The sequence below is a fragment of the Actinoplanes awajinensis subsp. mycoplanecinus genome (genome assembly GCF_001509495.1).
In the GTDB taxonomy this organism is placed as follows: Bacteria; Actinomycetota; Actinomycetes; order Mycobacteriales; family Micromonosporaceae; genus Actinoplanes; species Actinoplanes palleronii.
Map to the genome: position 1 here is coordinate 16095 of NZ_LLZH01000328.1, position 21265 is coordinate 37359.

The following is a 21265-nucleotide window of genomic DNA, read 5'->3' on the forward strand; positions in this document are numbered from 1 at the left end:
GAAGGAGGCACCCGTGAAGGCGATCACGCAGGAGAAGTACGGCGGGCCGGAGCAGCTGCGCTGGGCCGACGTGGCGACACCGGTCCCCGGCGACGGCGAGGTGCTCGTGCGGACCCGCGCGGCGGCGCTCAACGCGTACGACTGGCATCTGATGCGCGGCGACCCGTACGTGATGAGGTTGGCCCTGGGTCTCCGCGCGCCGCGCGGCCGGATCCGCGGCCGGGACCTGGCGGGCGAAGTGATCGCGATCGGTCGCGACGTGACGGGTTTCCGGACCGGTGACCGGGTCTTCGCCGACCTGGGCGACGCGCAGGGCGCCTTCGCCGAGTACGCCGTCGTCCCGCAGCGCCTGCTCGCCCCGATCCCGGCGCACCTGTCCTTCGCCGAGGCCGCCGCCCTGCCGCTGGCCGGCGGAACCGCCCTGTCCTGTCTCGACGCGGCCGGCGTGACCGAGCCCGCGAACAAAGGGGATGCTGATCAAGGGGGCATTGATCGAGCCGGCGGCCGGCGGATTCTGATCAACGGCGCCTCCGGCGGGGTCGGCACGTTCGCGGTGCAGATCGCCAAGGCCCGGCACGCCGAGGTGACCGCCGTCTGCCGCACCCGCAACGTCGAGCTGCTCACCGGACTCGGCGCGGATCACGTGATCGACTACACCACCACCGACTTCGCCGCCGGCGGGCAGCGCTACGACGTGGTGTTCGACCTGGTCGGCAACCGCAGCCTGGCCGACCTGCGCCGGGTGCTGACGCCGGGCGGCACGCTGGTCCTCTCCGGCGGCGGCGTCTCCACCGGCGGCACCGTGATCGGCCCGCTCCCCCTGCTGATCCGGGGCAAGCTGGCCGCCGCGTTCGTCCGCCCGCAGCGAGTGATCAACCCGGTGCCCGACCCGAGCCGCGCCACCCTCGACGAGCTGAGCCGGCTGACCGTCTCCGGCCGGCTGACCCCGGCGCTGGACCGGACGTTCCCGATGGCCGAGGCGGCCGCGGCGATCCACTACCTGGAGACCGAGCACGCCCGCGCCAAGGTCGTGCTGACGCTCTGACGTCGTTTAGGGTCGGCAGATGACTGCTGCGCGGGAACGGTTCCGGGAGTTGCACGAGAGCGGCACGTTCGTGATGCCGAACCCGTGGGACGCCGGCTCGGCCCGGCTGCTGGCGAGCCTCGGCTTCGCCGCGCTGGCCACCACGTCGTCCGGGTTCGCGGCCACCCTCGGCAAGCTGGACCAGCAGGTCACCCGGGACGAGCTGGTGGCGCACGTGGCGGCGCTGACCGCGGCGGTCGAGATCCCGCTGAACGTGGACGCCGAGCGCTGTTTCGCGGCGACCGCGGCCGGCATCGCGGAGACGGTGGACCTGCTGGCCGCGGCGGGCGCGGCGGGCATCTCGATCGAGGACTACGACCCGGCGGCCGATCGGGTCGAGACCCTGGAGGTCGGTGCCGAGCGGGTGGCCGCGGCGGCGCGGGCCTGTGCCCGGCACGGGATCGTGCTGACCGCCCGCGCGGAGAACCACTTGTACGGGCGGGACGATCTCGACGACACGGTGGCGCGGCTGCTGGCGTACCGGGCGGCCGGCGCGGACGTGGTCTACGCGCCGGGACTGCGGACGCCCGCGGAGATCACCCGGGTGGTGTCCGAGGTGTCCGCACCGGTGAACGTGCTGGCCGTGCCGGGTGCGCCGGCCGTGCCGGAGCTGGCCGCCCTCGGTGTCCGCCGGGTGTCCACCGGCGGCGCGCTGGCCTGGGCGGCGTACGGCGCCCTGCGCGACGCGGCGCAGGAGCTGCTGACCACCGGCACCACCGGGTTCCGCGCCGGCGCGCTGCGCGGCGACGAGCTCGAGGCCGCGTTCACGAACTGACCGACAAGGATCAAACTTCCGGGTACGGTCCGGACACCGGCACCGCGATACCGACCGTGGCGCCCTCCCCCGGAGCACTGTCGATCACCACGGTGCCCTCGTGTCCCTCCACGATCGCCTTGACGATGCTCAACCCCAGCCCGAGCCCCTGCACCTCGGCCCGCTCGGCGTCGGCGCCCCGCCGGAACGGCGCCAGCACCCGCTCCTGGTCGGCCTTGCTGATCCCGGTGCCGGTGTCGCGCACCAGCATCATCGCCTGCCCGTCGCGGGTCTCGGCGGTCACCTCGATCGAGCCCTGCTCGGTGAACTTGATGGCGTTCAGGATCAGCCGCTCCAGCGCCTGGCCCATCCGCCGGTGGTCGATGTCGGCGAAGACCGGCCCGGCCGACGCGACGGTGATGGTCAGCCCCTTGGCCTCGGCCAGCGACCGGTTCTCGGTGACCTTGGCGCGGCACAGCAGGGCAAGGTCGGCCGGCTGCCGGTGGAAGTCGCGGCTCTCCGCGCTCACCTGCGCGGCCAGCAGCATGTCGTCGACCAGCGCGAGCAGCCGGTCCGAGTTGCGCTGGACCCGCATCAGGAAGCCGTCCCGGCTCGACGACGGCAGTTCCGGGTCGCCGAGCATCTCCAGATACCCGTGGATCGAGGTGAGCGGCGTACGGAACTCGTGGTTGACCCGGGCGATGAACTCGTCCTTGATCCGTTCGGCGTCCCGCAACCGCTCGTAGAGCGCGTGCATGTCCCGGGCGTACTTACGCAGTTCGAGGTGGGTGACCACGTGCCGGGCCAGCGCACGCAGGCCCTCGCGCTGGGCCGGGGTGAGCAGCCCGGGCTCCCGGTCGGCGACGCAGAGGGTGCCGATCCGGCGGCCGTTCGGCGTGATCAGCGGCGCGCCGGCGTAGAACCGGACGTGCTCCTCCCCGGCGACCAGCGGCAGCTCCGCGAACCGCGGGTCCTGCCGGGCGTCCGGAACCTGCAGGATGTCGTCGTGGTGCAGGGCGTGCGTGCAGAACGACTCGTCGCGGGGCCCCTCGCAGAGCTCCGTGCCGACCCGCGCCTTGAACCACTGCCGGTCCGCGCCGACCAGGCTGATCAGCGCGATCGGCTTGTCGCAGAGCTGCGCGGCGAGCGTGACGATGTCGTCGAAGTCGCTCTCCGCCGGGGTGTCCATGATCTCGTAGCCGTAGAGGGCGGCAAGGCGTTCCTGCTCCAGCGTCTCGCGCTCGACTTGCGTGGCCGCCATCCGAAATCCCCCTCGCGGTCCTCCGGGACTTCCCGGAGCACTTCCCTACAGGTAAAAGTCGGTCGCCGGACCGCGGTAATGAGACCTCCTCAGGTGCAGGCCCGCTACCTGGGATGCGCGGCCGGCGAGGAGGGCGCGGCAGCCTGGGTGCGCTGCTGCCACTGGTTCTCCAGCACCCGGGCGTAGGCCGAGCGGCCGGCCGGGAGGGTGAACGTCATCCGGGTGCCGCTGCCGTACGGGTTCGCGGCGGCCTCGATGGTCCCGCCGTGCCGTTCCACGATCCGTTTGCAGACGGCGAGCTCGAGCCCGGACCCGCCCTGGCCCTCGCCCTGGTGGAAGTTCGTGAAGATCGCCTGGCGCATGCCGGGCGGGATGCCCAGCCCGTTGTCCAGGATGTCGATCCGCACCATCCCGTTCGGCGCGGGCTGGGCGGCGACGCTGAGCTGCGGCGCCACGCCCGGCGCGGCCAGCTCCAGCGCGTTGTCGATCAGGTTCTCCAGCAGCTGGCGGACCAGCACCGGGTCGGCCTCGACCGCGTCGAGCTGGCCGAAAACGAACTGCGGCGGCTGGGTGCGGTTGGACTCCGCCTGGTCGTACCGGCTGTTGGCGATGTCGGTGAGCAGCAGCTGCAGGTTGATCGTGGTGGGCATCAGCTTGCCGTCGCGGGCCGCGGTGTAGGCGAGCAGCCCGTTCAGGAACGTCCGCATCCGGGCCGCGGCGCGCTGGATCCGGCCGACCCGCTCGGCCGGCTTGTACCCGGCCAGCTCGGTCTCCAGGATCTCGGCCCAGCCCTCGATCGTGGTCAGCGGGTTGAGCAGGTCGTGCGCGACCATCCCGGCGAACGACATCAGCTCGTCGCGGTGCCGCCGGTCCGCGGTGACGTCGTGGAAGACCACCACCACGTGCTGCTGACCGCCCGGGCTGGCCAGCCGGGCCACGTTGAACCGGACGATCCGGCCCTCCGGCACCGCGGCGTTGCGGATCAGCACGTCCATCGGCTGCACGTCCTCGCCGGCCAGGGCCCGCTGGTACGGCAGCTCGGCGTCGGCGAGCGGGGCGCCGTCCGGGTGGAAGAACCCGTAGTCGCTGCCCAGCGCGGAACCGCCGGCCACCTGGTTGGTGCTGCCCAGCAGCCGACCGGCGGCCGGGTTGCGCAGCACCAGGCCACCGGCCTGGTCGAGGATCGCCAGGCCCTCGGTCATCGAGTTGACGATCGTGGTCATCAGCCCGGCCTTCTCGGTGGCCTCGAACTCGGAGGTGCGCAGCCGCTCGATCAGCGCGTTCCGCTCGTCCCGGCTGAACGCCAGGGCCAGGCCGACCAGGGCCAGGACCCCGATGAAGAGCTGCACGACGAGGGTGTGTGTGCCCGGGCTGTCATGGTCGATCGCGGCGTACGGGCCCTGGCCGTGCATGGTGAACACGGCGGCCGTGGTCCCGAAGATCATGACGTGCCCGATGGTGAGCGCGGTGGGCAGCCGCAGTGCCGCCCAGACCGTGATGGCCAGCAGCGCGAACCCGATCGGCAGGTCCTCGTTGACCGAGAACACGTAGAAGTAGGCGGCGGCCGAGATGGCGTAGATGATCACGGCTTCCCGCCAGACCCGCCGGTCGGCCGGCACCGCCAGCAGCCGGTGCGCGGCGGCTCCGAAGATCAGCACGCTGACCACGTCGCGGACCAGCCAGATCGCGGTCACGGTGAGCGAGGGATCCCCGGCGATCAGGTGCTGGCCGAGCCCGCCGAAGGCCGCGCCGAGGAACGCGGCGCCGGTCGCCACCATCAGCGCCCGCACCAGGTCGGGCAGCGTGGCGAGCGGCCGGCCGGTGCCCTCCGGCCCGGCGCCGGTGACCCAGATGCCGGGCATCCAGCGGACCGCGGCGACCGCGAAGGCCAGCGCCTCGAGCGTCGCGGTGCCGCCGTGCAGCAGCGCCAGGCCGATGTCCATCCCGGTGGCCGCGAGCGCGACAGCGGTGAGCACGCCGAGCACCGTGGCGTCCACCCAGCGCCACCGGGAGTCGTTCCGGTTGACCAGCCAGACCGCGGCGACCGCGGTGGCCGGCCAGATCACCGGCATGGCGTCCGGCATGCCGAGGATGGTGAGCTGTCCCGCGGCGATCGCGACGAGGTAGAGCACCGCGAAGCGCACGGTGCTGGGCAGCATCTGAAGACTCATCTGGGTACGCCTCGGGTCAGGTGGCCGGCTCCGACTCCCAGTTCGGCAGCAACGGCGAATCCCTGAACATCCGGGCACAAAGGCCTGAAAATTCACCGGCGTGAGACCCCGCTCTCAAAAGAAGTATCTTGGATACCTTTTTGGCGTACGGTGCTCGTGTGCGACTGAACCGCTCCACCGACATCGGCCTCCGTGTCCTGATGCTGTGCGCGGCGCGCGACGACCGGCTCACCGTCGACGACCTGTCGGAGGCCCTCGCCGTGCCCCGCAACCACCTCGCCAAGGTGGTGCAGACGCTGCAGCATCGCGGCCTCCTGGAGACCGTCCGCGGCCGTGGCGGCGGCGTCCGGCTGGCCGACGCCGGTCTCGGCGAGTCGGTCGGCGCCCTGGTCCGCTCCCTGGAGGGTGCGGCCGAGGTGGTCGACTGCGACGGCGACCCGCCCTGCCCGCTGCGCGGCAACTGCCGGCTCCGGGGCGCGCTACGACTCGCGCAGGAAGCGTTCTACGCCGCACTGGACCCGATCACGATCGGCGACCTCGCCGCGCCCCCGGTGCGCGAGACGCTGCTCAGCATCGGTCGCCGTCCCTGAGAACAAGCCGTCCCTGAGAACAAGCCGCCCCTGAAAGACAACGGAGGAATCATGCTGTCCGCATCCAGCAAGCCGGTGGTCGAGGCGACCCTCCCGGTCGTCGGCGCGCACCTGGACGCCATCACCGGGGTCTTCTACCGGACCATGCTCGAGGAGAACCCGGAGCTCACCAACCTGTTCAGCCGCAGCGCGCAGGCCACCGGCGAGCAGCGCGGCGCCCTGGCCGGCGCGGTCGCGGCGTTCGCCGCGCACCTGATCGGCGCCGGTCCGGACGCCGCGGTCTTCGACCACATCGTCGAGCGGATCGCGCAGCGGCACTGTGCCCTCGGCATCCGCCCGGAGCAGTACACGATGGTCGGGCGGTACCTGCTCGGCGCGGTCGGCACGGTGCTCGGCGACGCCGTGACGCCGCAGATCGCGGCCGCCTGGGACGAGGTGTACTGGCTGTTCGCGGCCCGGCTGATCGGCCGCGAGGCCCGGCTCTACGCCGAGGCCGGGGTGGACGGCACCGACCCGTGGCGCGACTACCTGGTGGTCAACCGGGTCGCCGAGGCCGACGACACGGTGTCGTTGCTGCTCGCACCGCTGAACGGCGAGCCCGCGCCGTCCTTCCAGCCCGGGCAATATGTCACGGTAGCGGTGGATCTCCCGGACGGCAGCCGCCAGCTCCGGCAGTACTCGCTCTCCCAGGCCGCCACCGGCGGCACGCTGCGGATCACGGTGCGCCGGGTCCGGGGCCGAGCGGGCGCACCGGACGGCCTGATCTCCGGCTTCCTGCACGACCGGGTCGAGGCGGGCGACAAGCTGCGGATCAGCCAACCGTACGGCGATCTGGTGCTGCGCCCCGGCGACGGCCCCCTGCTGCTGGTCAGCGCGGGTGTCGGGATCACTCCGATGGCCGCCATCCTGGACCACGTGTCCCGGGTCGCCCCGGCCCGGGAGGTGGTCGCGGTGCACGCCGACCGCAGCGCCGACCGGCACCCGCTGCGCGCCGACATGGCGGTGAACGGCGCTCGGCTGCGCTCGTTCACCAGCCAGATCTGGTACGAGGACGGCGCCGGCCGGATCGACGTCGACGCGATCCCGGTGCACCCGGAGGCGGAGGTCTACCTGTGCGGCCCGGTGCCGTTCATGCAGCAGGTCCGGGCCGGTCTGCACCGGCGCGGCATCCCGGACGAGCGGATCCGCTACGAGGTGTTCGGTTCCGAGCAGTGGCGGAGTGAGCCGTCGCGGAATGAGCAGTGACAACCGGCCTGCAACCGGCGTTTAGCTGGCGGGGGCGGACCGCGGGCCGATGACTTCGAGCATCTCGGGACGCTCCCCCCACGGAGCGGCCCGCCGCGCTGGCGATGGGAGCCACCATGACGGCCGTTCTCGAATCCGTGTCCGTACCCGCTGTCCGCCCGATCCTGGCCGGCCCCACCATCCTGGTCGTCGACGACGACGAGAACGTCCGTGACCTGGTCAGCTTCAAGCTGGAGATGGCCGGGTACAACACGGTCACCGCGGCCGACGGGTGCACCGCGCTCACCATGGTCACCGAGACCCATCCCGACCTGGTGGTCCTGGACATCGTCATGCCGGGCATGGACGGGCTCAGCGTCTGCTACCGGATGCACGCCGACCCGGCCACCGCGGACATCCCGGTGATCATGTTGAGCGGCATGGCCAGCGAGACCGACATCGATCTCGCGTACGTCTCCGGCGCCGAGGAGTATCTGGCCAAGCCGCTCAACCCGGTGGATCTCATCCGGCGGGTCCGATGGCTGCTGCCGAACACGTGAGCCCCGGCACGTTCAGGGACACGCTTTTTCGCCCGATAAGTCGGGTGTGAGCCGGAGGCGTGTTCAACCCTGGTGGCGGGCTGCGGCGGTCAGCGCGCTCGTTGCCGTGGTGGGTTGCACGCTGGCGCTGGGCGTCGGCGCCGTGCTGCGGCGCAACGAGCTGGCCGCCGGGGACGCCCAGATGGACCGGCGCAGCACCGCCGCCGCCACCGCGGTGAAGATCGAGACCCACCGGTACATCGACACGCTGCGCAACGTGGCCGCGGCGGTCGGCGCCCAGCAGGACCTGACCGCAGCCGACTTCGCCGCCATCACCACGCCGTTGCGCGCCATGGCGTTGGCCGGCGCCACCTCGGTGACCCTGGTGGTGCCGGCCGGCAACCGCGAGGTCGCGCGGGTGCAGCAGAGCTGGCGCGACCGCGGTCTCACCGGGCTCGTCCTGCGCCCGCACGGCAGCGGCGACCACGCGTTCTCGGTCCTGGGCACCGGGCTGAACGCGACCTCCAGCACGGTCGGCCTGGACATGATGCAGGCCGCCGCCCCGGCCGCGGCGCTGGCCGAGGCGCGCCGCAGCCGGCAGATCGCCGTCTCGGACACCTATCACCTGATCATCGACCGGTCCCTGCCGCCCGAGCGGCGGCAGAACTCGTTCGCGCTGGCCGCGCCGGTCTACCAGGGCGCCGAGCAGTCCTTCCTGGGCTGGATGCTGCTCGGGGTGCGCGGCCAGGACTTCATGGGCGCCATGCTGACCGCGGTCGGTCCCGGGTTGCGGGACCTGACCCTGGAGGCCGACGACGCGGACGGCCTGCTGGTCACCATGGCGTCGGTGCACCACCCGGAGGCCGGCTCGGCCGATCTGCGGCGCACCGTGGAGATCCCGGTGGCGAACTCGACCTGGGCCCTGCGCCTGAGCGCCGACCGCCGGACCCTGCCCGGCGCGGACACCGGCCAGCCGCTGACCGTGGCGGCCGGCGGTCTCGTGGTGACCCTGCTGCTCACCTCGTTGATCTGGGTGCTGGTCACCGGCCGGCAGCGGGCCCGCTCCCGGGTGCACGCGGCCACCAGCAAGCTGGCCGCCGAGCAGACCGCGGCCAGCCGGCAGGCCGGGCTGCTGCGCGCGGTGCTGGACAGCATCAGCGACGGGGTCGGCGTGATCGGCCCGGACGGCAACTTCCTGCTGCACAACCCGGCGGCCCGGGGACTGCTGGGCCAGGAGGAGGACGCGGTCGGCGGCACGGACTCCTGGCAGCAGCACTTCGGGCTGTACCGGGCGGACGGTGTCACCGCGTTCCCGGTCGAGGAGATGCCGCTGGTCCGGGCGCTCGGCGGGGAGAGCGTCGACCACGTGGAGATGGTGGTCCGCAACAACACCCACCCGGACGGGCGGGTGCTCAGCGTGTCGGCCCGGCCGGTCGACACCAGCGGAGGGCTGCGCGGCGCGGTCGCGGTGTTCCACGACATCACCGACCGCAAGCGGGTGGAGACCGAGCTGCGCGGGTTCGCCGGCGTGGTGGCGCACGACCTCAAGGCGCCGCTCACGCTGGTCAGCGCGTACGGCGAGCTGGTCACCGAGGCCCTGGACGACCTGGCCGCGGGCGCCGGCGCGCCGACCCTGGAGCAGGCCCGCAAGGGCACCGCGAAGGTGCTGCACGGCGCCGCCCGGATGCAGCGGCTGATCACCGAGTTGCTGGACTACACCGCGGCCCGGGACGCCACCCTGCGGGTCGAGCGGCTGAGCATGCGCGCCCTGGTCGACGACGTGGTGGTCACCCGTACCGATGCGCCGGACCATCAGGCGGTGTCCCGGCCGGACGTGTTCGTCGGGCCGCTGCCGGACGTCTACGCCGACCCGGTGCTGCTCCGCCAGGTGATCGACAACCTGGTCGGCAACGCGATCAAGTACACCCCGCCGGGGCAGCCGCCGCGGATCGACATCACCGCGCGCACCGACGAGGACGGCGGGGTGCGGGTCCGCATCGCCGACCGCGGCATCGGCATCCCGGACGGCGAGCACGCCGCGGTCTTCGACAGCTTCCACCGGGCCAGCAACGGCACCGCGCACCCGGGCACCGGGCTCGGGCTGGCGATCTGCCGGCGGATCGTGGAACGGCACGGCGGGCACATCGACGCCGGCCCGAACCCGGGCGGTGGCACGATCTTCGCGTTCACCCTTCCCGGCTCGGTGGCCTACGGGCCGGAGCCGGTGGAAGCGCCGGTTCTCGACGCGGTGCCGGCCAGTTAGGTTCGTCAACAGAACGGGCTATTGCCTGTTCACGTGCACATGCCCTAGATCACCTTGTTGATCTATAGGATTTCTGGAAATATCTCGGGCCATGGCCATCGATCGTCGTACCCTCTTCCGGCTCGCCGCCGGCACCGGCGCCGCTGCCCTGCTGGCCGCGTGCGCCGGCCCCGGCGGCGACTCCTCGAAGACCGCCGGCACCGGCGGTGACCTCTCCTTCGCCCACTGGCGGGCCGAGGACAAGGACGTCTTCGAGCAGATCATCAAGGACTCCGGACTCGCCGTCCGCCAGGACATCTCACCGTCGGCCGACTACCAGAGCACCGCGCTGCAGAAGCTGCGCGGCGGCTCGGTCGGCGACGCGTTCACCGCGTTCCGGGGCGCGCAGTTCCTGGACATCGCGAAGGCCGGCGTGTGGGCCGACCTGACCGGCAAGCCACTGGTCGCACAGTACGAGCCGGCCCTGATCGCCGCGGGCGCGCAGGACGGCAAGCAGCTGGGCCTGCCGTACCAGCTGGTGTTCAACACCCCGCTCGCCAACCGGGACCTGGTCACCGAGACCCCGAAGGACTGGGACGGCTTCCTCGCCCTGCTCGAGTCGCTCAAGGGCAAGGGCGTCACGCCGATCGCCTGGCCGGGCGGCGACGCGGCGAACGCCGGTCAGCTGCTCAACGTCATGGTGGTCAACAACGCGCCCACCGACGACGCGCTCGGCAAGATCGAGACCGGCGAGGCCAAGGTGACCGACGACTGGTTCCTCACCGTGCTCAAGCAGTACCAGCAGCTCGCGCCGTACTTCCAGAAGGGCGCCACCGGCACCAGCAGCGACGCGGCCCTGGCGCTGTTCGCGCAGGGCAAGGCGGGCCTGCTGGCCACCGGGTCGTTCCAGGTCAGCGGCGTGCGCAAGCTGGGCGCGACGTTCCCGATCGACCTGCTCGCGCCGATCACCACCACCGCCGACAAGGCCACGTACGAGGGCGTCTTCAACGCGACGTTCATCCTCGGCGTGAACGCCAAGTCGGCGAAGCAGGACGCCGCGCTGGCCTGGCTGGACCGCCTCTCCGACCCGGCGGTGGCCGGCGTGTACGCCAACGGCACCTCCCAGCACGTCACGGTCAAGGGCGTCGAGTACACCAACGCCGACCTCAAGGCGCTCGCACCCTGGCTGACCAAGAAGACCGCGCTCGCGCCCCGTTTCCAGTTCACCAACCTGGACGTCCGCGGCGCGGTGGAGAACGCGGCCGTGCAGGTGGTCGGCGGCACGAGCCCGGAGGAGGCCGCCGAGGCCGCCCAGAAGGTCGTCGATCAGAAGAAATGAGCCGTCGAACCCCGCGCGCGCTCTACCTCTTCGCGCTGCCGGCGCTGGCCCTGTACGGCGGGTTCTTCCTGCTCCCGGCGGTGCAGGGCCTGCAGTACGCGACCACCGACTGGGACGGCTACAGCCCGGCCTTCCACCATGTCGGCGCGGCGAACCTGACCGACGTGGTGTCGGACGACGACCTGTTCCGGAACGCGCTCACCAACAACCTGAAGTTCCTGCTGGTGGTGGTGCTCGGGCAGACCGCGCTGGCCCTGCTGCTGGCGGTGCTGCTGGCCGCCCGCAGCCGCGGCTCGACCTGGCTGCGCGCGGTGTTCTTCCTGCCCACCGTGCTCTCCTCGGTCTCCGTCGCGTTCATCTGGAAGTTCGTCTACGACCCGAACTTCGGGCTGGCCAACGCGGTGCTGGGCGCGGTCGGGCTGGACCGGTTCCAGTCGGCGTACCTGGGTGACGAGGACACCGCCATCCTCTGGGTGGCGGTCGCCCAGATCTGGTTCCACGCCGGGCAGATGATGGTCATCTACATCGCCGGCCTCAACCAGATCCCGGAGGAGCTCTACGACGCGGCGAAGACCGACGGCGCCGGCCGCTGGCAGCAGTTCCGGCACGTCACCTGGCCGATGGTCGCGCCGGCCACCGCGCTGGTGGTCGCGTACACCACGCTGCAGTCGTTCAAGGCGTTCGACCTGATCCTGGGGCTGGCCGGGAACCCGCCGCGGTCCAGTCTGGACGTGCTGGCCACCCGGATCTACGCGACGTTCGCGAACTCGCAGCTCGGCTACGCCGCCGCCGAGTCGATCGTCTTCATGGTCGCCATCGCGGTGGTCACGTTCCTGCAGAACCGAGCCGCGAGGATGGTCCACAAATGAGGCGAGTGGCGCTCGGGATCTACACCCTGCTGATCATCGTGCCGCTCGTCGTGATCGTCGGCGGCAGCTTCAAGACCACCGCCGACCTGTTCGCCTCGCCGTTCGGCCTGCCGACCCGGCCCACCCTGGACAACTACGTCACCGTGCTGGCCAAGCAGGACCTGCTCGGGGTGCTCGGCAACAGCGTCCTGGTGGTCGCCGTCTCGGTGCCGGTCACCCTGCTGCTGGGCAGCCTCACCGCGTACGCGGTGGCCCGGCTGCCGCGCTGGCCGTCCCGGATCCTGTTCGGGATCTTCGCGCTCGGGCTGGCGGTGCCGGCCCAGGCCGTGATGATCCCGCAGTACGTCCAGTTCGACCGGCTCGGGCTGCGCAACAGCCTGACCGGCCTGATGCTGATCAACGTGGTGGTCACGCTGCCGGTGGCGGTGTTCATCCTGGCCGGGTTCATGCGGACGCTGCCGGCCGAGCTGTTCGAGGCGGCCGAGATCGACGGGGCCGGGCCGTGGGCGGTGTTCCGGCGGATCGTCGTACCGGTCTCGGCGCCGTCCCTCGCGGCGACCTCGATCTTCCTGGTCGTCATGCATTGGAACGACCTGCTCTACCCGCTGCTGTTCATCGACGACCCGTCGAAGCGCACCCTGCCGCTGGCCCTGCTCGACTTCCAGGGCGAGTACCTGACCGAGTACCCACTGCTGTTCACCGGCGTGGTGGTCGCGTCGCTGCCGATGGTGCTGGCCTACGCGTTCCTGCAGCGGCACTTCGTCGCCGGCATCACGGCCGGTGCGGTGAAGGGCTGACCCGCTGGCGGGGGATCCCCGCCGCGGTGAGCCGGTCGGTCATCGCCCCACTCGGGCTGCGGACGAACACCGGCACCTGGTGGTCGTCGCCCAGATCGCAGGCGGCGGCCACCGAGCCCACGTCGAACGGATCGAGATCAGGCACGTCGCTCAGGTCCACGATCACCCGGAGCGGGCGGACCCGGCGCAGCAGGTGCACCAGCGCGTGGCGCAACTCGCCGGCGCGGACCGGGTCACCGGCGCCGTGCGGGCTGATGACCACGCTGCCGTCATCAGCGGTACGAATCTCCAGGATGGAATCGAGCATCGGAGGACCCTCCGTCACCTCGCGTTCAACCGCCGGCTCACCATACGACCCGCCGGGCCTCCCCGTCGATCACCCGTAGTCGGTAACCTGCGCGCGCCTTTCTGTGATCACTTTCAGACGGGTTGGCAGCGCGCCGGGTTCGCCAACTCGGGGCAGGGACGCAGGCCGTGCGAGCGCAGGATCTCCGCTCCGACCTGGTTGGTGAGGAACCGCAGGAAGCTGCCGCTCAACGACCGCGCGGCGGGTTCACCGGCCGTGTACGCGTACTCGGTCTCCCAGAACGGGTAGCGGTTCGCGTCGGCCTCCTCGACCGTCGGGGCGTGGTCGTCCAGTCGTACCGTGATGAGGTTTTTCTTGCCGGCGGCCGCGCCCGCCTCGGCGTAGCCCAGCGCGCCGGGTAGTTCCGCGTCGGTCTCCGCGACGTTCGTCGTGGTGGTGTCCATCTGCAGCCGGTAGCCGAGCCGCTTGCGTCCCTTGAGGACGAACTCGTAGAACGCCGCGACGCTGGGAACCAGCACACCGAGCGTCGCCAGCGCGACGCTCCACCAGAAGTCGATCTCCGCCTCCGCACACCCGTGAAGGCTTCTGATGCTATGCCGGTCGATGCACCGGTTCCGCAGCTCACGCCGGTTCTTCAGCCAACGTTCACGACCCGGCCAGCAGGGTCGCCACCGGGGTCGGCGGGCGGCCGGTCAGCTCGGCCACGTCGGTGGTCACCGTGGACAGTTCGCCGGCCGCGATCGCGGTGTACGTCGACACCCACGCGTCCAGCTGCCACGGCGGCGCGCCGTAGGACGCCCGGGACGCGTACGCCTCGTCGACCGTCTCCGGGTGGTAGGTCGCGCCGACGATCGCCGCGATCTCGGTCAGGCTCAGCGCCTCCGGGCCGGTCAGGCCGTACGTCCGGCCGGCGTGCGCGCCCGGGTCGCGCAGCACCGCCACGGCCGCGTCGGCGATGTCGTCCTGCGCCACCGCCGCGACCCGCCCGTCGCCGGCCGGCCCGCGGATCACCCGGTCCTCGCCGGCCAGCATCGGCAGGAAGTCCGCGTACAGGTTGTCCCGCAGGAACGTCGCGCCGATGCCGGACGCCCGGATGTGCTCCTCGGTGGCCCAGTGGTCGCGGGCCAGGGTGAACGTGGCGTCCGGGGCCGCGCCGAAGAACGAGATGTAGACCAGGTGCTCGACACCGGCGGCCACCGCGGCGTCCACGAACGTGCGGTGCTGCCCGACCCGGTCCGGCGACTCGGACGCCGACACCATCAGCACGGTCCGCAGCCCGGCCAGGGCGGCCCGGCAGGCCTCGCCGTCGTGGAACGGCGCGACGCCCGCGACCGCACCGGGCAGTTGCGGCGCGCGCGCCACGTCCCGCACCAGGAGCTTCTGGGGTACGCCGTAAGCCGCCAGCCGCAGCGCCACCCGGCCGCCGAGCTGGCCGGTCGCCCCGCTCACACCAATGTGTTGATCACTCATCCCGCCATCCTGCCCCGTGCGCGGTCAGGGTTCCTCGTTCTCGATGATCAGATCGGCGTGCGCGCGGACCTGGTCGGCCGCGTAGAACGCGTCCTCGTGCGCCGCCCACCGTTGCCAGTGCGGGGCGTAGGTCTCACCGTCCCTGGCGAGGGCGCGCCGCTTGCGCAATCCGGTGGAGCTGTCCAACCAGACAACCCCGATCTGGTACGACCTGAGCACCCTCGCCCCGGCACCGACCCCCTCGACGACAAGCCACGCCGCGTCGGGCACCGGGTGCTCCTCGGCGTACTCGCCGGCCGCCCAGTCCCAGCGCCGCCACGCCGCGGGACGGCCCTCGGCGAGCGGCTCGAGCACCCGGTCGCGCAGTTCGGCCACGCCCTGGTCGAGGCCGTCCCAGCCGGCGTACAGGTCGTCCATGTGGATCAGCGGCGCGCCGAGACGTGCCGCGATCGCCCGGGCCAGGGTGGTCTTCCCGGAGCCGGACCGGCCCTCGACGGCGAGCACCCCGCGCTCCCCCGCCGGCGGCTGCCGCTCCCCCGCCCAGCCGGCCACCCGGTCCACCGCGGCCGCCAGCCACGTCGCCTCGCCGGTCATCCGATGTGCCGGACCCGCTCGGGGGTGATCCGCAGGACCACCCGGTCGTCCTCCTGATCGGGATCGGTCACCACGTGGGCGGCGCCGGTGTAGCGCCGGGCCAGCTCGTCGACCAGCGCGTGCGGGTCCTGGTCGGTGACCCGGGCGCGGCCGCGGATCTCGGCGTACCGGGCCGGCGCGGCCCGGTCGTGCAGCAGCACGGTGACCCGTGGGTCACGGCGGATGTTCGCCACCTTGCGGCGGCCGGCCTTCGTCGCCATCAGCAGATCCTCACCGTCCCAGCCCACCCACATCACCGACAGCTGCACACTCCCGTCCCCCTCGGCCGTCGCCAGCACAGCGAACTCCGGCCGCTCCAGCAACTCCCGCACCTCCACCCCGAGCCGGACCGTCATGCGGCGCTCCCGGCCCGGCCCAGCTCCAGCGGCAGCGCGGGGTCGGCCGACCACTCCTCCAGCGAACCGTCGTAGAGCGCCACATCGGACCGCCCGACCACGGCCAGGGCCAGCGCGACGACGGTCGCCGAGATGCCACCGCCGCAGTAGAGCCACACCGGCGCCGGGTCGTCGACCAGGTCACCGAGCGCGGCCCGCAGCTCAGGCTCGGGCAGGAACCGCCCGTCCGCCCCGGTCAGCGACCGGGCCGGCAGGTTCCCGCTCCCCGGAATGTGCCCCCGCCGGCTGTACCGCGTCGGCACCTCCCCGGCGTAGGCCTCAGGGTTGAGCGCGCACACCACCGTCGCGTCGACGTCCCCAGCGAGCCAAGCCCGCAGCTCCCCCGCACCCACCCATCGCCCGCCCTTGGCCCGCACGGTGATCGCGCCGGCCCGGCTGGCCGCCAGGGGTGTCTCGAGGGCACCGAGAGACCCCTCAGAACCAGCCGAAGCCCGGCGCCCGCCCGCGGCCGGGAGGGCAGCGGACTCGCGGTCCCGGCTGGCCCTGACGGCCCCTTCGGGGCCGGCATAAGGGCCCTCAGGGCCAGCTGGGGACTCGCGCGTGCTCGCGACCGGGAGGGCGGCGGACTGCCAGGCGGGGAGGCCGCCGTTGAGGACGTAGGACTCCAGGCCCAGCCAGTCGAGGAGGTACCAGAGGCGGGCGGCCCAGAGGCCACCGGCCCGGTCGTAGGTGACCACCGGGATGCCGTCGCGGACGCCCAGGTCGTGCAGGGCGGCGGCGAGCGCCTCCGGGGGTGGGGCCGCGAAGTGGTAGGGCGCGGCCGGGTCGCTCAGGGTGTGCAGCAGGTCGGCGTGCCGGGAACCGGGGATGTGCGCACGCTGCCACCCGGCCAGCCCCGACACCGAACGGTGGTCGCCGTCGTGGGCGGCCGGGGCCAGCTCGACCGTGGCGTCCAGGATGACGATGTCGCCGTGCTGACGTCGTACCTCAAGGTCGTGCGGAGAGATCAGCGGACCGGTCATCGCGGAGCGGCCTGGACCGGAGCGGACGTCGCGGGGGTGACGGCCTGGCGCCAGTCGAAAGCCGCCGGGAGGATGTCGTTTTTGATCAGCCAGTCGGTATACGGCGTCATCAGGTCCCCGCGGATCTCGCCCCAGTGACCGCCGTGCCACCAGGTCGGCGCGATCAGTTCCAGCGACCGGGCCAGGATCGGGCGCGGGAAGTACGGGATGACGTGGTCCAGGATCTCCAGGGTGCCGGCCGGGTCGTCGGTGGCCGCGCGGTAGCCCTGCTCGGTGACCTCGAGGAACGTCGCCAGCAGGGCCGGGTCGGTGAGCGCCGGGCCGGTGCCGAGCAGGTAGCTGTGGTAGGGCGGCGCGCCGATCTCGTCGACCGGCCAGACGATCCGCTGCTCGCCCGGCAGTTGGGCGAAGAGCGCGTCCCAGGCCCAGTACCCGCCGAACGTGGCGTCCACCGCGCCGGCCGCGATGTCGTCGACGCTCAGCTCACGGTGACCGCTGTCGATCAGCACGACCGCGTCCGGGTCGCCGCCGTCCGCGGTGATCAGATGCCGGACCATCGCCACGCCGCGCGGGGTCGGGTTCAGCGCGAGCCGCTTGCCGGCCAGGTCGCGGGGCCGGGTGATGCCGCGACCGGCCACCGTCTGGATGGTCTCCATGCCCCGGTGGTTGATCGAGGCCACGCCGTGCACCGGCTGCCCGGCCGCGCTGCGGACCAGCAGCCGGTTGGTCGGGAAGACGCCGAGGTGGACCTCGCCGCGGGCCAGGTGCTCCAGGGTGTCGCCGCGCAGCGCGTCGAAGACGGTGAGCTCGACGTCCAGGCCGGCGTCGCGGTACCAGCCGCGGTGGCTGGCGACGTAGAGACCGGCCGCGTTCGGCCACGGGTGGAAGTACTCGAGCATCACGCGGAGGTGGGTGAGTGTCATGACGGAACACCTGTCAGCAGATCGGTGAGGCGGCGGCGCAGCTTGACGAACTCGGGGTCGTCCACCACCTCGGCACGACGGGGACGGCCGAACGGCACGGTGATCTTCTCGAGGACCGTGGCCGGGCGGTGCGAGAAGACGTAGACGGTGTCGGACAGCAGCAGCGCCTCCTCGATGTTGTGGGTGACGAACAGGACCGAGCGGCGGTTGGCCTCCCAGATGTCCAGCAGCCAGCGGTGCATGTCGGCGCGGGTCATCGCGTCGAGCGCGCTGAACGGCTCGTCCAGGCAGAGCAGCTCCTGGTCGGAGATCAGGGCGCGGAGGAACGCGACGCGTTGCTGCATGCCGCCGGAGAGCTGGTGGGGGTAGGAGCGGGCGAATCCGTCGAGTCCTACCTTGGCCAGCCACTCTCTAGCGATCTTGCGGTCTTTCTTGCCGGCGATCTCGCGGGCCAGGATGACGTTCGCCTCGATCGTGCGCCACGGCATCAGGGCCGGGGCCTGGGGCATGTAGCCGATGAGGCCGCGGCGGCCGACCGCGTCCGCACCGTTGATCTCGATGGTGCCGCTCGTCGGCGTCAGCAGGCCGCCGATGAGGTGGAAGAGGGTGCTCTTGCCGCTGCCGCTCGGGCCGATGATCGAGACGAACTCGCCCTGCTCGACCGAAATATCTATATTTTTCAGGACTTCTAGGTCTTTGAAGCTGTGATTCAGACCGGCGACCCGCAACGTATCAGGCATGACGACGCCCCCGCACGGTGAGCTTCTCCAGGAGCGCGACCAGGCCGAAGATGACCAGGGCGAGCACCACGACGATGACGATGGCGACGAACATCCGATCGGCCCGGAACGCGGACTTCTGGACGATCATGTACCGGCCGATGCCCTTCTCGCTGCCGAGCCACTCCGAGATGATCGCGCCGAACACGCTGTAGGTGGCCGCGATCTTCAGGCCGGAGAACATCGTCGGCAGCGCGTGCGGCCACTGCAACTTGGTGAACAGCTGCCGCCGGTTGGCGCCGCTCATCCGCAGGTAGTCGGCGATCAGCGCGTCACCACGGCCCAGCCCGTCCAGGGTCGCGACGGCCACCGGGAAGAAGCAGACCAGCACGATCACCACGATCTTCGGGGCGATGCCGAAGCCGAGCCAGATCACCAGCAGCGGGGCGAGCGCGATGATCGGCACGTTCTGACTGATCACCAGCAGCGGGTAGATCGCCGCGCGCAGGAACGGGACCAGGTGCAGGACGATCGCGATCAGCAGGCCGGCGGCCAAGCCGTACAGGGTGAGCTCGACGGTGGCCAGGGTGTGCGTGGTCAGCGCGTCACGCTGCTCGATCGCCGCGTCCCAGATCCCCTTCGGGCTGGGCAGCAGCCACGCGTCGATCCCGGAGACCGTGGTGTAGACCTGCCAGCCGGCGATCAGCAGGATCAGCGTGATCGCCGGGGGAAGCCATTTCCTGTACGTCATGCCGCTGGCAGGAAGTCGTTGGTGTAGGCCTTCGCCGGGTCGATCTCCTTGCTGAGCACCTTCTGCGCGTAGAGCCACGCGGAGAAGTCGGTCCACACGGTCGCCTTCTGCTCACCCCAGCGCGCCGCGTCGTCCTGGTACTTCGGGCTCAGCCACTCCTGGCTCTTCCTTACCAGCGCGGCGTCCAGGTCCGGGGCCGCCTTCAGCAGGATGTCCGCGCTCTCCGCGGCGTTCTTGCCGGCGTACGTGTACCCCTCGGAGACCGCCGCCGTGAAGTCCTTGACCAGCGCCGGGTCGCTGCTGATCCGCTTCTCGTTGGTGATCAGGATCGGGGTGTAGAAGTCGAGCGCCTTGTCGTAGTCCTTGACGTACTGGATGTTCAGCGGCGAGCCCTTGAGCTCGGCGTTGACCCCGTCCCAGCCGTAGAAGATCCACTCGAAGTCGATGCCCTTCTTGGTGGCGGTGAGGAAGTCGGCCTCGCCCACGTTCACCACCTTGACCTTGTCCGGGTCGCCGCCGTCCGCCTTGACCAGCGTCTTGAGCAGCGGCTCCTCGATCGCGCCGCCGTACCCGCCGTAGGTCTTGCCGGCGTAGTCGGCGGGCCGGGTCAGGTTGCGGTCCCATCTCGACGTCCAGGCCGTGCGCCGCGAAGTAGCCCTTGGCCTGGGCGACGTACAGGCCGGTGTGGTTGGTGTTCGGGGTCCAGTCCAGGGCGACTTGGATCTTGCGCAGCGCCCCGCTCGCGCCGGCGGCGGGCGTATCGCCGTTGTCACCGTCGCCGCATGCGCCGAGGGCGAGCACGAGCGACGTGCCGGCGACGGCGGCGAGGAAGCGGCGACGGCTGGTTCCAGTGATGATCATCCGGGCAACGTACGGACGCCGCAGCGCCGCCACCAGGAGAAAGTGACTGGCATTACACACTTTTCCCACATATCAGACTGAGTTACTAGGACATGACCGCGCCTTTTGCGGCAATTGTTGCCCGATCGCCCCGGCGCAGTGATCTAAATCGCGCGCCCCGCCTTTTCGAATCACAGGAACGGCACAGCGAATTCGGGGCGATTTGCGGGCCTCGGGCGGTGAAATGTGAACCGACCGGGAACACCTCGTCACCCATTGCTATTTTCCCGCCCGGCCGACCTTTCGGTTGATCGACACCGCCCCGTTCCAGCAGTTCCGCTCGCCTGACCGGTTACGTAGCGTCATCGCCGCCCACCGAGCAGTTTTCCTTGAGGAGCAGCCGACTTGGACCCCTTCGGCAATCCCGCCGTCAGCGTCGTCATCCCCACACACACCGAGCGTCGCTGGGCGTCCCTGACCCGGACCGTCCGGTCCGCGCAGAGCCAGACGTACCCGGCCGTCGAGGTGGTGGTCGTGGTCGATCACAACCCGGCCATGGCGACCCGGGTCCGGGCCGAGTTCCCCGGCGTCACGGTGCTGGAGAACGCGTACACCCGGGGTGCCTCGGGCAACCGGAACACCGGCGCGTTCCACACCCGCACCCCGCTGATCGCGTTCCTCGACGACGACACGGTGGCCGCGACCACCTGGTTGCGGGGTCTGATCACCCCGTTCCGGGACGACCGGGTGGTCGGCGCCGGCGGCGGGATCATCCCGGCCTGGGAGGGGTCACATCCGCGCTGGTGGCCCGATGAGCTGCTGTGGGCCGTCGGGGTGTCGTACACCGGGATGCCGACCAGCACCGCGCCGATCCGCAACGTCTGGTCCGCCAGCATGATCGTGCGGCGGGACGCGTTCCTGGCGGTCGGCGGGTTCCGGACCGGCTTCGGCAAGCTCGGCGACCAGAACCGGCCCGAGGACACCGAGCTCTGCCTGCGGATGAGCGCGGTGAACGGCGGACACTGGATGTACGTCCCGAGCGCGGTGATCGACCACGAGGTGCCGCGGTCCCGCTCGACGTTCCGGTTCCTGATGGCGCGCTGCTACCACGAGGGCCGGGGCAAGGTGCAGATGGCCGGGCTGCTGCCGAAGGAGCAGAAGCTGGGCGCCGAGGCCGACTACCTCAAGCGGACCCTGCCCCGTGCCGTGGCCCGCAACCTGCTGCACGCCACGATGGGGCGCGGCGGCTTCCACGCGTTACGCGCAGTGACCGTGGTGGCGGCAGTACTGGCCGCCGCGTGGGGTGGCGGCGTGGAGACCATCGTGGGACTTCTGGACACCGGAGCGACAGTTCCGAGCACTCCGGCGGTGTGA

The 21265-nt window shown here is 71.5% G+C and carries 22 protein-coding genes and 1 pseudogene; 10 read left to right on the top strand and 13 right to left on the bottom strand.

The genetic code is table 11. The annotated features are described in order from the left end of the window. Positions 1 to 13: 13 nt before the first annotated feature. Positions 14 to 1045 (top strand): NAD(P)-dependent alcohol dehydrogenase, encoded by a 1032-nt coding sequence (locus ADL15_RS45075; protein WP_067705827.1) that lies wholly within the window; start codon positions 14 to 16, stop codon positions 1043 to 1045. A 19-nt stretch (positions 1046 to 1064) separates the two neighbouring features. Next, positions 1065 to 1859 (top strand): isocitrate lyase/PEP mutase family protein, encoded by a 795-nt coding sequence (locus tag ADL15_RS45080; RefSeq protein WP_067705828.1) that lies wholly within the window; start codon positions 1065 to 1067, stop codon positions 1857 to 1859. A 10-nt stretch (positions 1860 to 1869) separates the two neighbouring features. Here the strand turns inward: ADL15_RS45080 and ADL15_RS45085 are convergent, their stop codons facing one another. After that, entirely contained in the window at positions 1870 to 3099 is a 1230-nt protein-coding gene (locus tag ADL15_RS45085) for a GAF domain-containing sensor histidine kinase (RefSeq protein ID WP_067705832.1), read from the bottom strand. Between the two features lie 104 nt (positions 3100 to 3203). Further along, positions 3204 to 5270: an ATP-binding protein gene (locus tag ADL15_RS45090; protein ID WP_067705833.1), complete on the bottom strand. Its 2067-nt coding sequence runs from the start codon at positions 5268 to 5270 to the stop codon at positions 3204 to 3206. Positions 5271 to 5428: 158 nt separating this feature from the next. Here ADL15_RS45090 and ADL15_RS45095 point away from each other — a divergent pair, with 158 nt between their 5' ends. From ADL15_RS45095 to ADL15_RS45125, 7 genes are all read left to right on the top strand, one after another. Then, positions 5429 to 5860, top strand: coding sequence for an RrF2 family transcriptional regulator (locus tag ADL15_RS45095; RefSeq protein ID WP_067705835.1), 432 nt, complete (start codon positions 5429 to 5431; stop codon positions 5858 to 5860). Between the two features lie 51 nt (positions 5861 to 5911). Next, entirely contained in the window at positions 5912 to 7105 is a 1194-nt protein-coding gene (locus ADL15_RS45100; RefSeq protein ID WP_067705840.1) for a globin domain-containing protein, read from the top strand. 116 nt (positions 7106 to 7221) lie between these two features. Beyond that, positions 7222 to 7644, top strand: coding sequence for a response regulator transcription factor (locus ADL15_RS45105; RefSeq protein WP_067705892.1), 423 nt, complete (start codon positions 7222 to 7224; stop codon positions 7642 to 7644). A gap of 109 nt (positions 7645 to 7753) precedes the next feature. Next, entirely contained in the window at positions 7754 to 9886 is a 2133-nt protein-coding gene (locus ADL15_RS45110) for an ATP-binding protein (protein ID WP_232344945.1), read from the top strand. Between the two features lie 91 nt (positions 9887 to 9977). Further along, the gene (locus tag ADL15_RS45115; protein WP_067705844.1) at positions 9978 to 11204 is read left to right on the top strand and encodes an ABC transporter substrate-binding protein; all 1227 of its coding nucleotides are present in this window, start codon (positions 9978 to 9980) and stop codon (positions 11202 to 11204) included. Beyond that, a complete protein-coding gene (locus ADL15_RS45120; RefSeq protein ID WP_067705847.1) occupies positions 11201 to 12073 on the top strand; it encodes a carbohydrate ABC transporter permease in 873 nt (290 codons plus the stop codon). Before ADL15_RS45115 ends, ADL15_RS45120 begins: the two co-directional genes overlap by 4 nt. After that, positions 12070 to 12870 (top strand): carbohydrate ABC transporter permease, encoded by an 801-nt coding sequence (locus ADL15_RS45125; RefSeq protein ID WP_067705851.1) that lies wholly within the window; start codon positions 12070 to 12072, stop codon positions 12868 to 12870. Before ADL15_RS45120 ends, ADL15_RS45125 begins: the two co-directional genes overlap by 4 nt. On the opposite strand, the gene ADL15_RS45130 is transcribed toward ADL15_RS45125, so the two are convergent. The 11 genes and pseudogenes from ADL15_RS45130 to ADL15_RS57275 all read right to left on the bottom strand — a co-directional run. Beyond that, the gene (locus ADL15_RS45130; RefSeq protein ID WP_067705855.1) at positions 12845 to 13177 is read right to left on the bottom strand and encodes an STAS domain-containing protein; all 333 of its coding nucleotides are present in this window, start codon (positions 13175 to 13177) and stop codon (positions 12845 to 12847) included. The two genes, ADL15_RS45125 and ADL15_RS45130, sit on opposite strands and share 26 nt — an antisense overlap. A gap of 113 nt (positions 13178 to 13290) precedes the next feature. Further along, entirely contained in the window at positions 13291 to 13695 is a 405-nt protein-coding gene (locus tag ADL15_RS54755) for a type 2 periplasmic-binding domain-containing protein (RefSeq protein ID WP_067705858.1), read from the bottom strand. Positions 13696 to 13822: 127 nt separating this feature from the next. Beyond that, entirely contained in the window at positions 13823 to 14647 is an 825-nt protein-coding gene (locus ADL15_RS45140) for an SDR family oxidoreductase (protein WP_067705860.1), read from the bottom strand. A 24-nt stretch (positions 14648 to 14671) separates the two neighbouring features. Further along, positions 14672 to 15241 (bottom strand): nucleoside/nucleotide kinase family protein, encoded by a 570-nt coding sequence (locus ADL15_RS45145; RefSeq protein ID WP_067705862.1) that lies wholly within the window; start codon positions 15239 to 15241, stop codon positions 14672 to 14674. After that, positions 15238 to 15636 (bottom strand): PPOX class F420-dependent oxidoreductase, encoded by a 399-nt coding sequence (locus ADL15_RS45150; RefSeq protein ID WP_067705864.1) that lies wholly within the window; start codon positions 15634 to 15636, stop codon positions 15238 to 15240. The genes ADL15_RS45145 and ADL15_RS45150 overlap by 4 nt, the downstream gene beginning before the upstream one ends. Next, positions 15633 to 16658: a sulfurtransferase gene (locus ADL15_RS45155; RefSeq protein WP_067705866.1), complete on the bottom strand. Its 1026-nt coding sequence runs from the start codon at positions 16656 to 16658 to the stop codon at positions 15633 to 15635. Before ADL15_RS45155 ends, ADL15_RS45150 begins: the two co-directional genes overlap by 4 nt. Then, a complete protein-coding gene (locus tag ADL15_RS45160) occupies positions 16655 to 17581 on the bottom strand; it encodes an ABC transporter substrate-binding protein (protein ID WP_067705868.1) in 927 nt (308 codons plus the stop codon). Before ADL15_RS45160 ends, ADL15_RS45155 begins: the two co-directional genes overlap by 4 nt. Continuing rightward, positions 17578 to 18321, bottom strand: coding sequence for an ABC transporter ATP-binding protein (locus tag ADL15_RS45165; RefSeq protein WP_083972530.1), 744 nt, complete (start codon positions 18319 to 18321; stop codon positions 17578 to 17580). The genes ADL15_RS45160 and ADL15_RS45165 overlap by 4 nt, the downstream gene beginning before the upstream one ends. After that, a complete protein-coding gene (locus ADL15_RS45170; protein ID WP_067705873.1) occupies positions 18314 to 19051 on the bottom strand; it encodes an ABC transporter permease in 738 nt (245 codons plus the stop codon). The genes ADL15_RS45165 and ADL15_RS45170 overlap by 8 nt, the downstream gene beginning before the upstream one ends. Continuing rightward, a complete protein-coding gene (locus ADL15_RS45175; protein ID WP_394326996.1) occupies positions 19048 to 19662 on the bottom strand; it encodes an ABC transporter substrate-binding protein in 615 nt (204 codons plus the stop codon). Before ADL15_RS45175 ends, ADL15_RS45170 begins: the two co-directional genes overlap by 4 nt. A 31-nt stretch (positions 19663 to 19693) precedes the next feature. Further along, a pseudogene (locus tag ADL15_RS57275) lies at positions 19694 to 19912 on the bottom strand (ABC transporter substrate-binding protein); the annotation flags it as partial. Between the two features lie 384 nt (positions 19913 to 20296). Between ADL15_RS57275 and ADL15_RS45180 the strand changes: the two are divergent. Then, entirely contained in the window at positions 20297 to 21265 is a 969-nt protein-coding gene (locus ADL15_RS45180; RefSeq protein WP_067705878.1) for a glycosyltransferase, read from the top strand.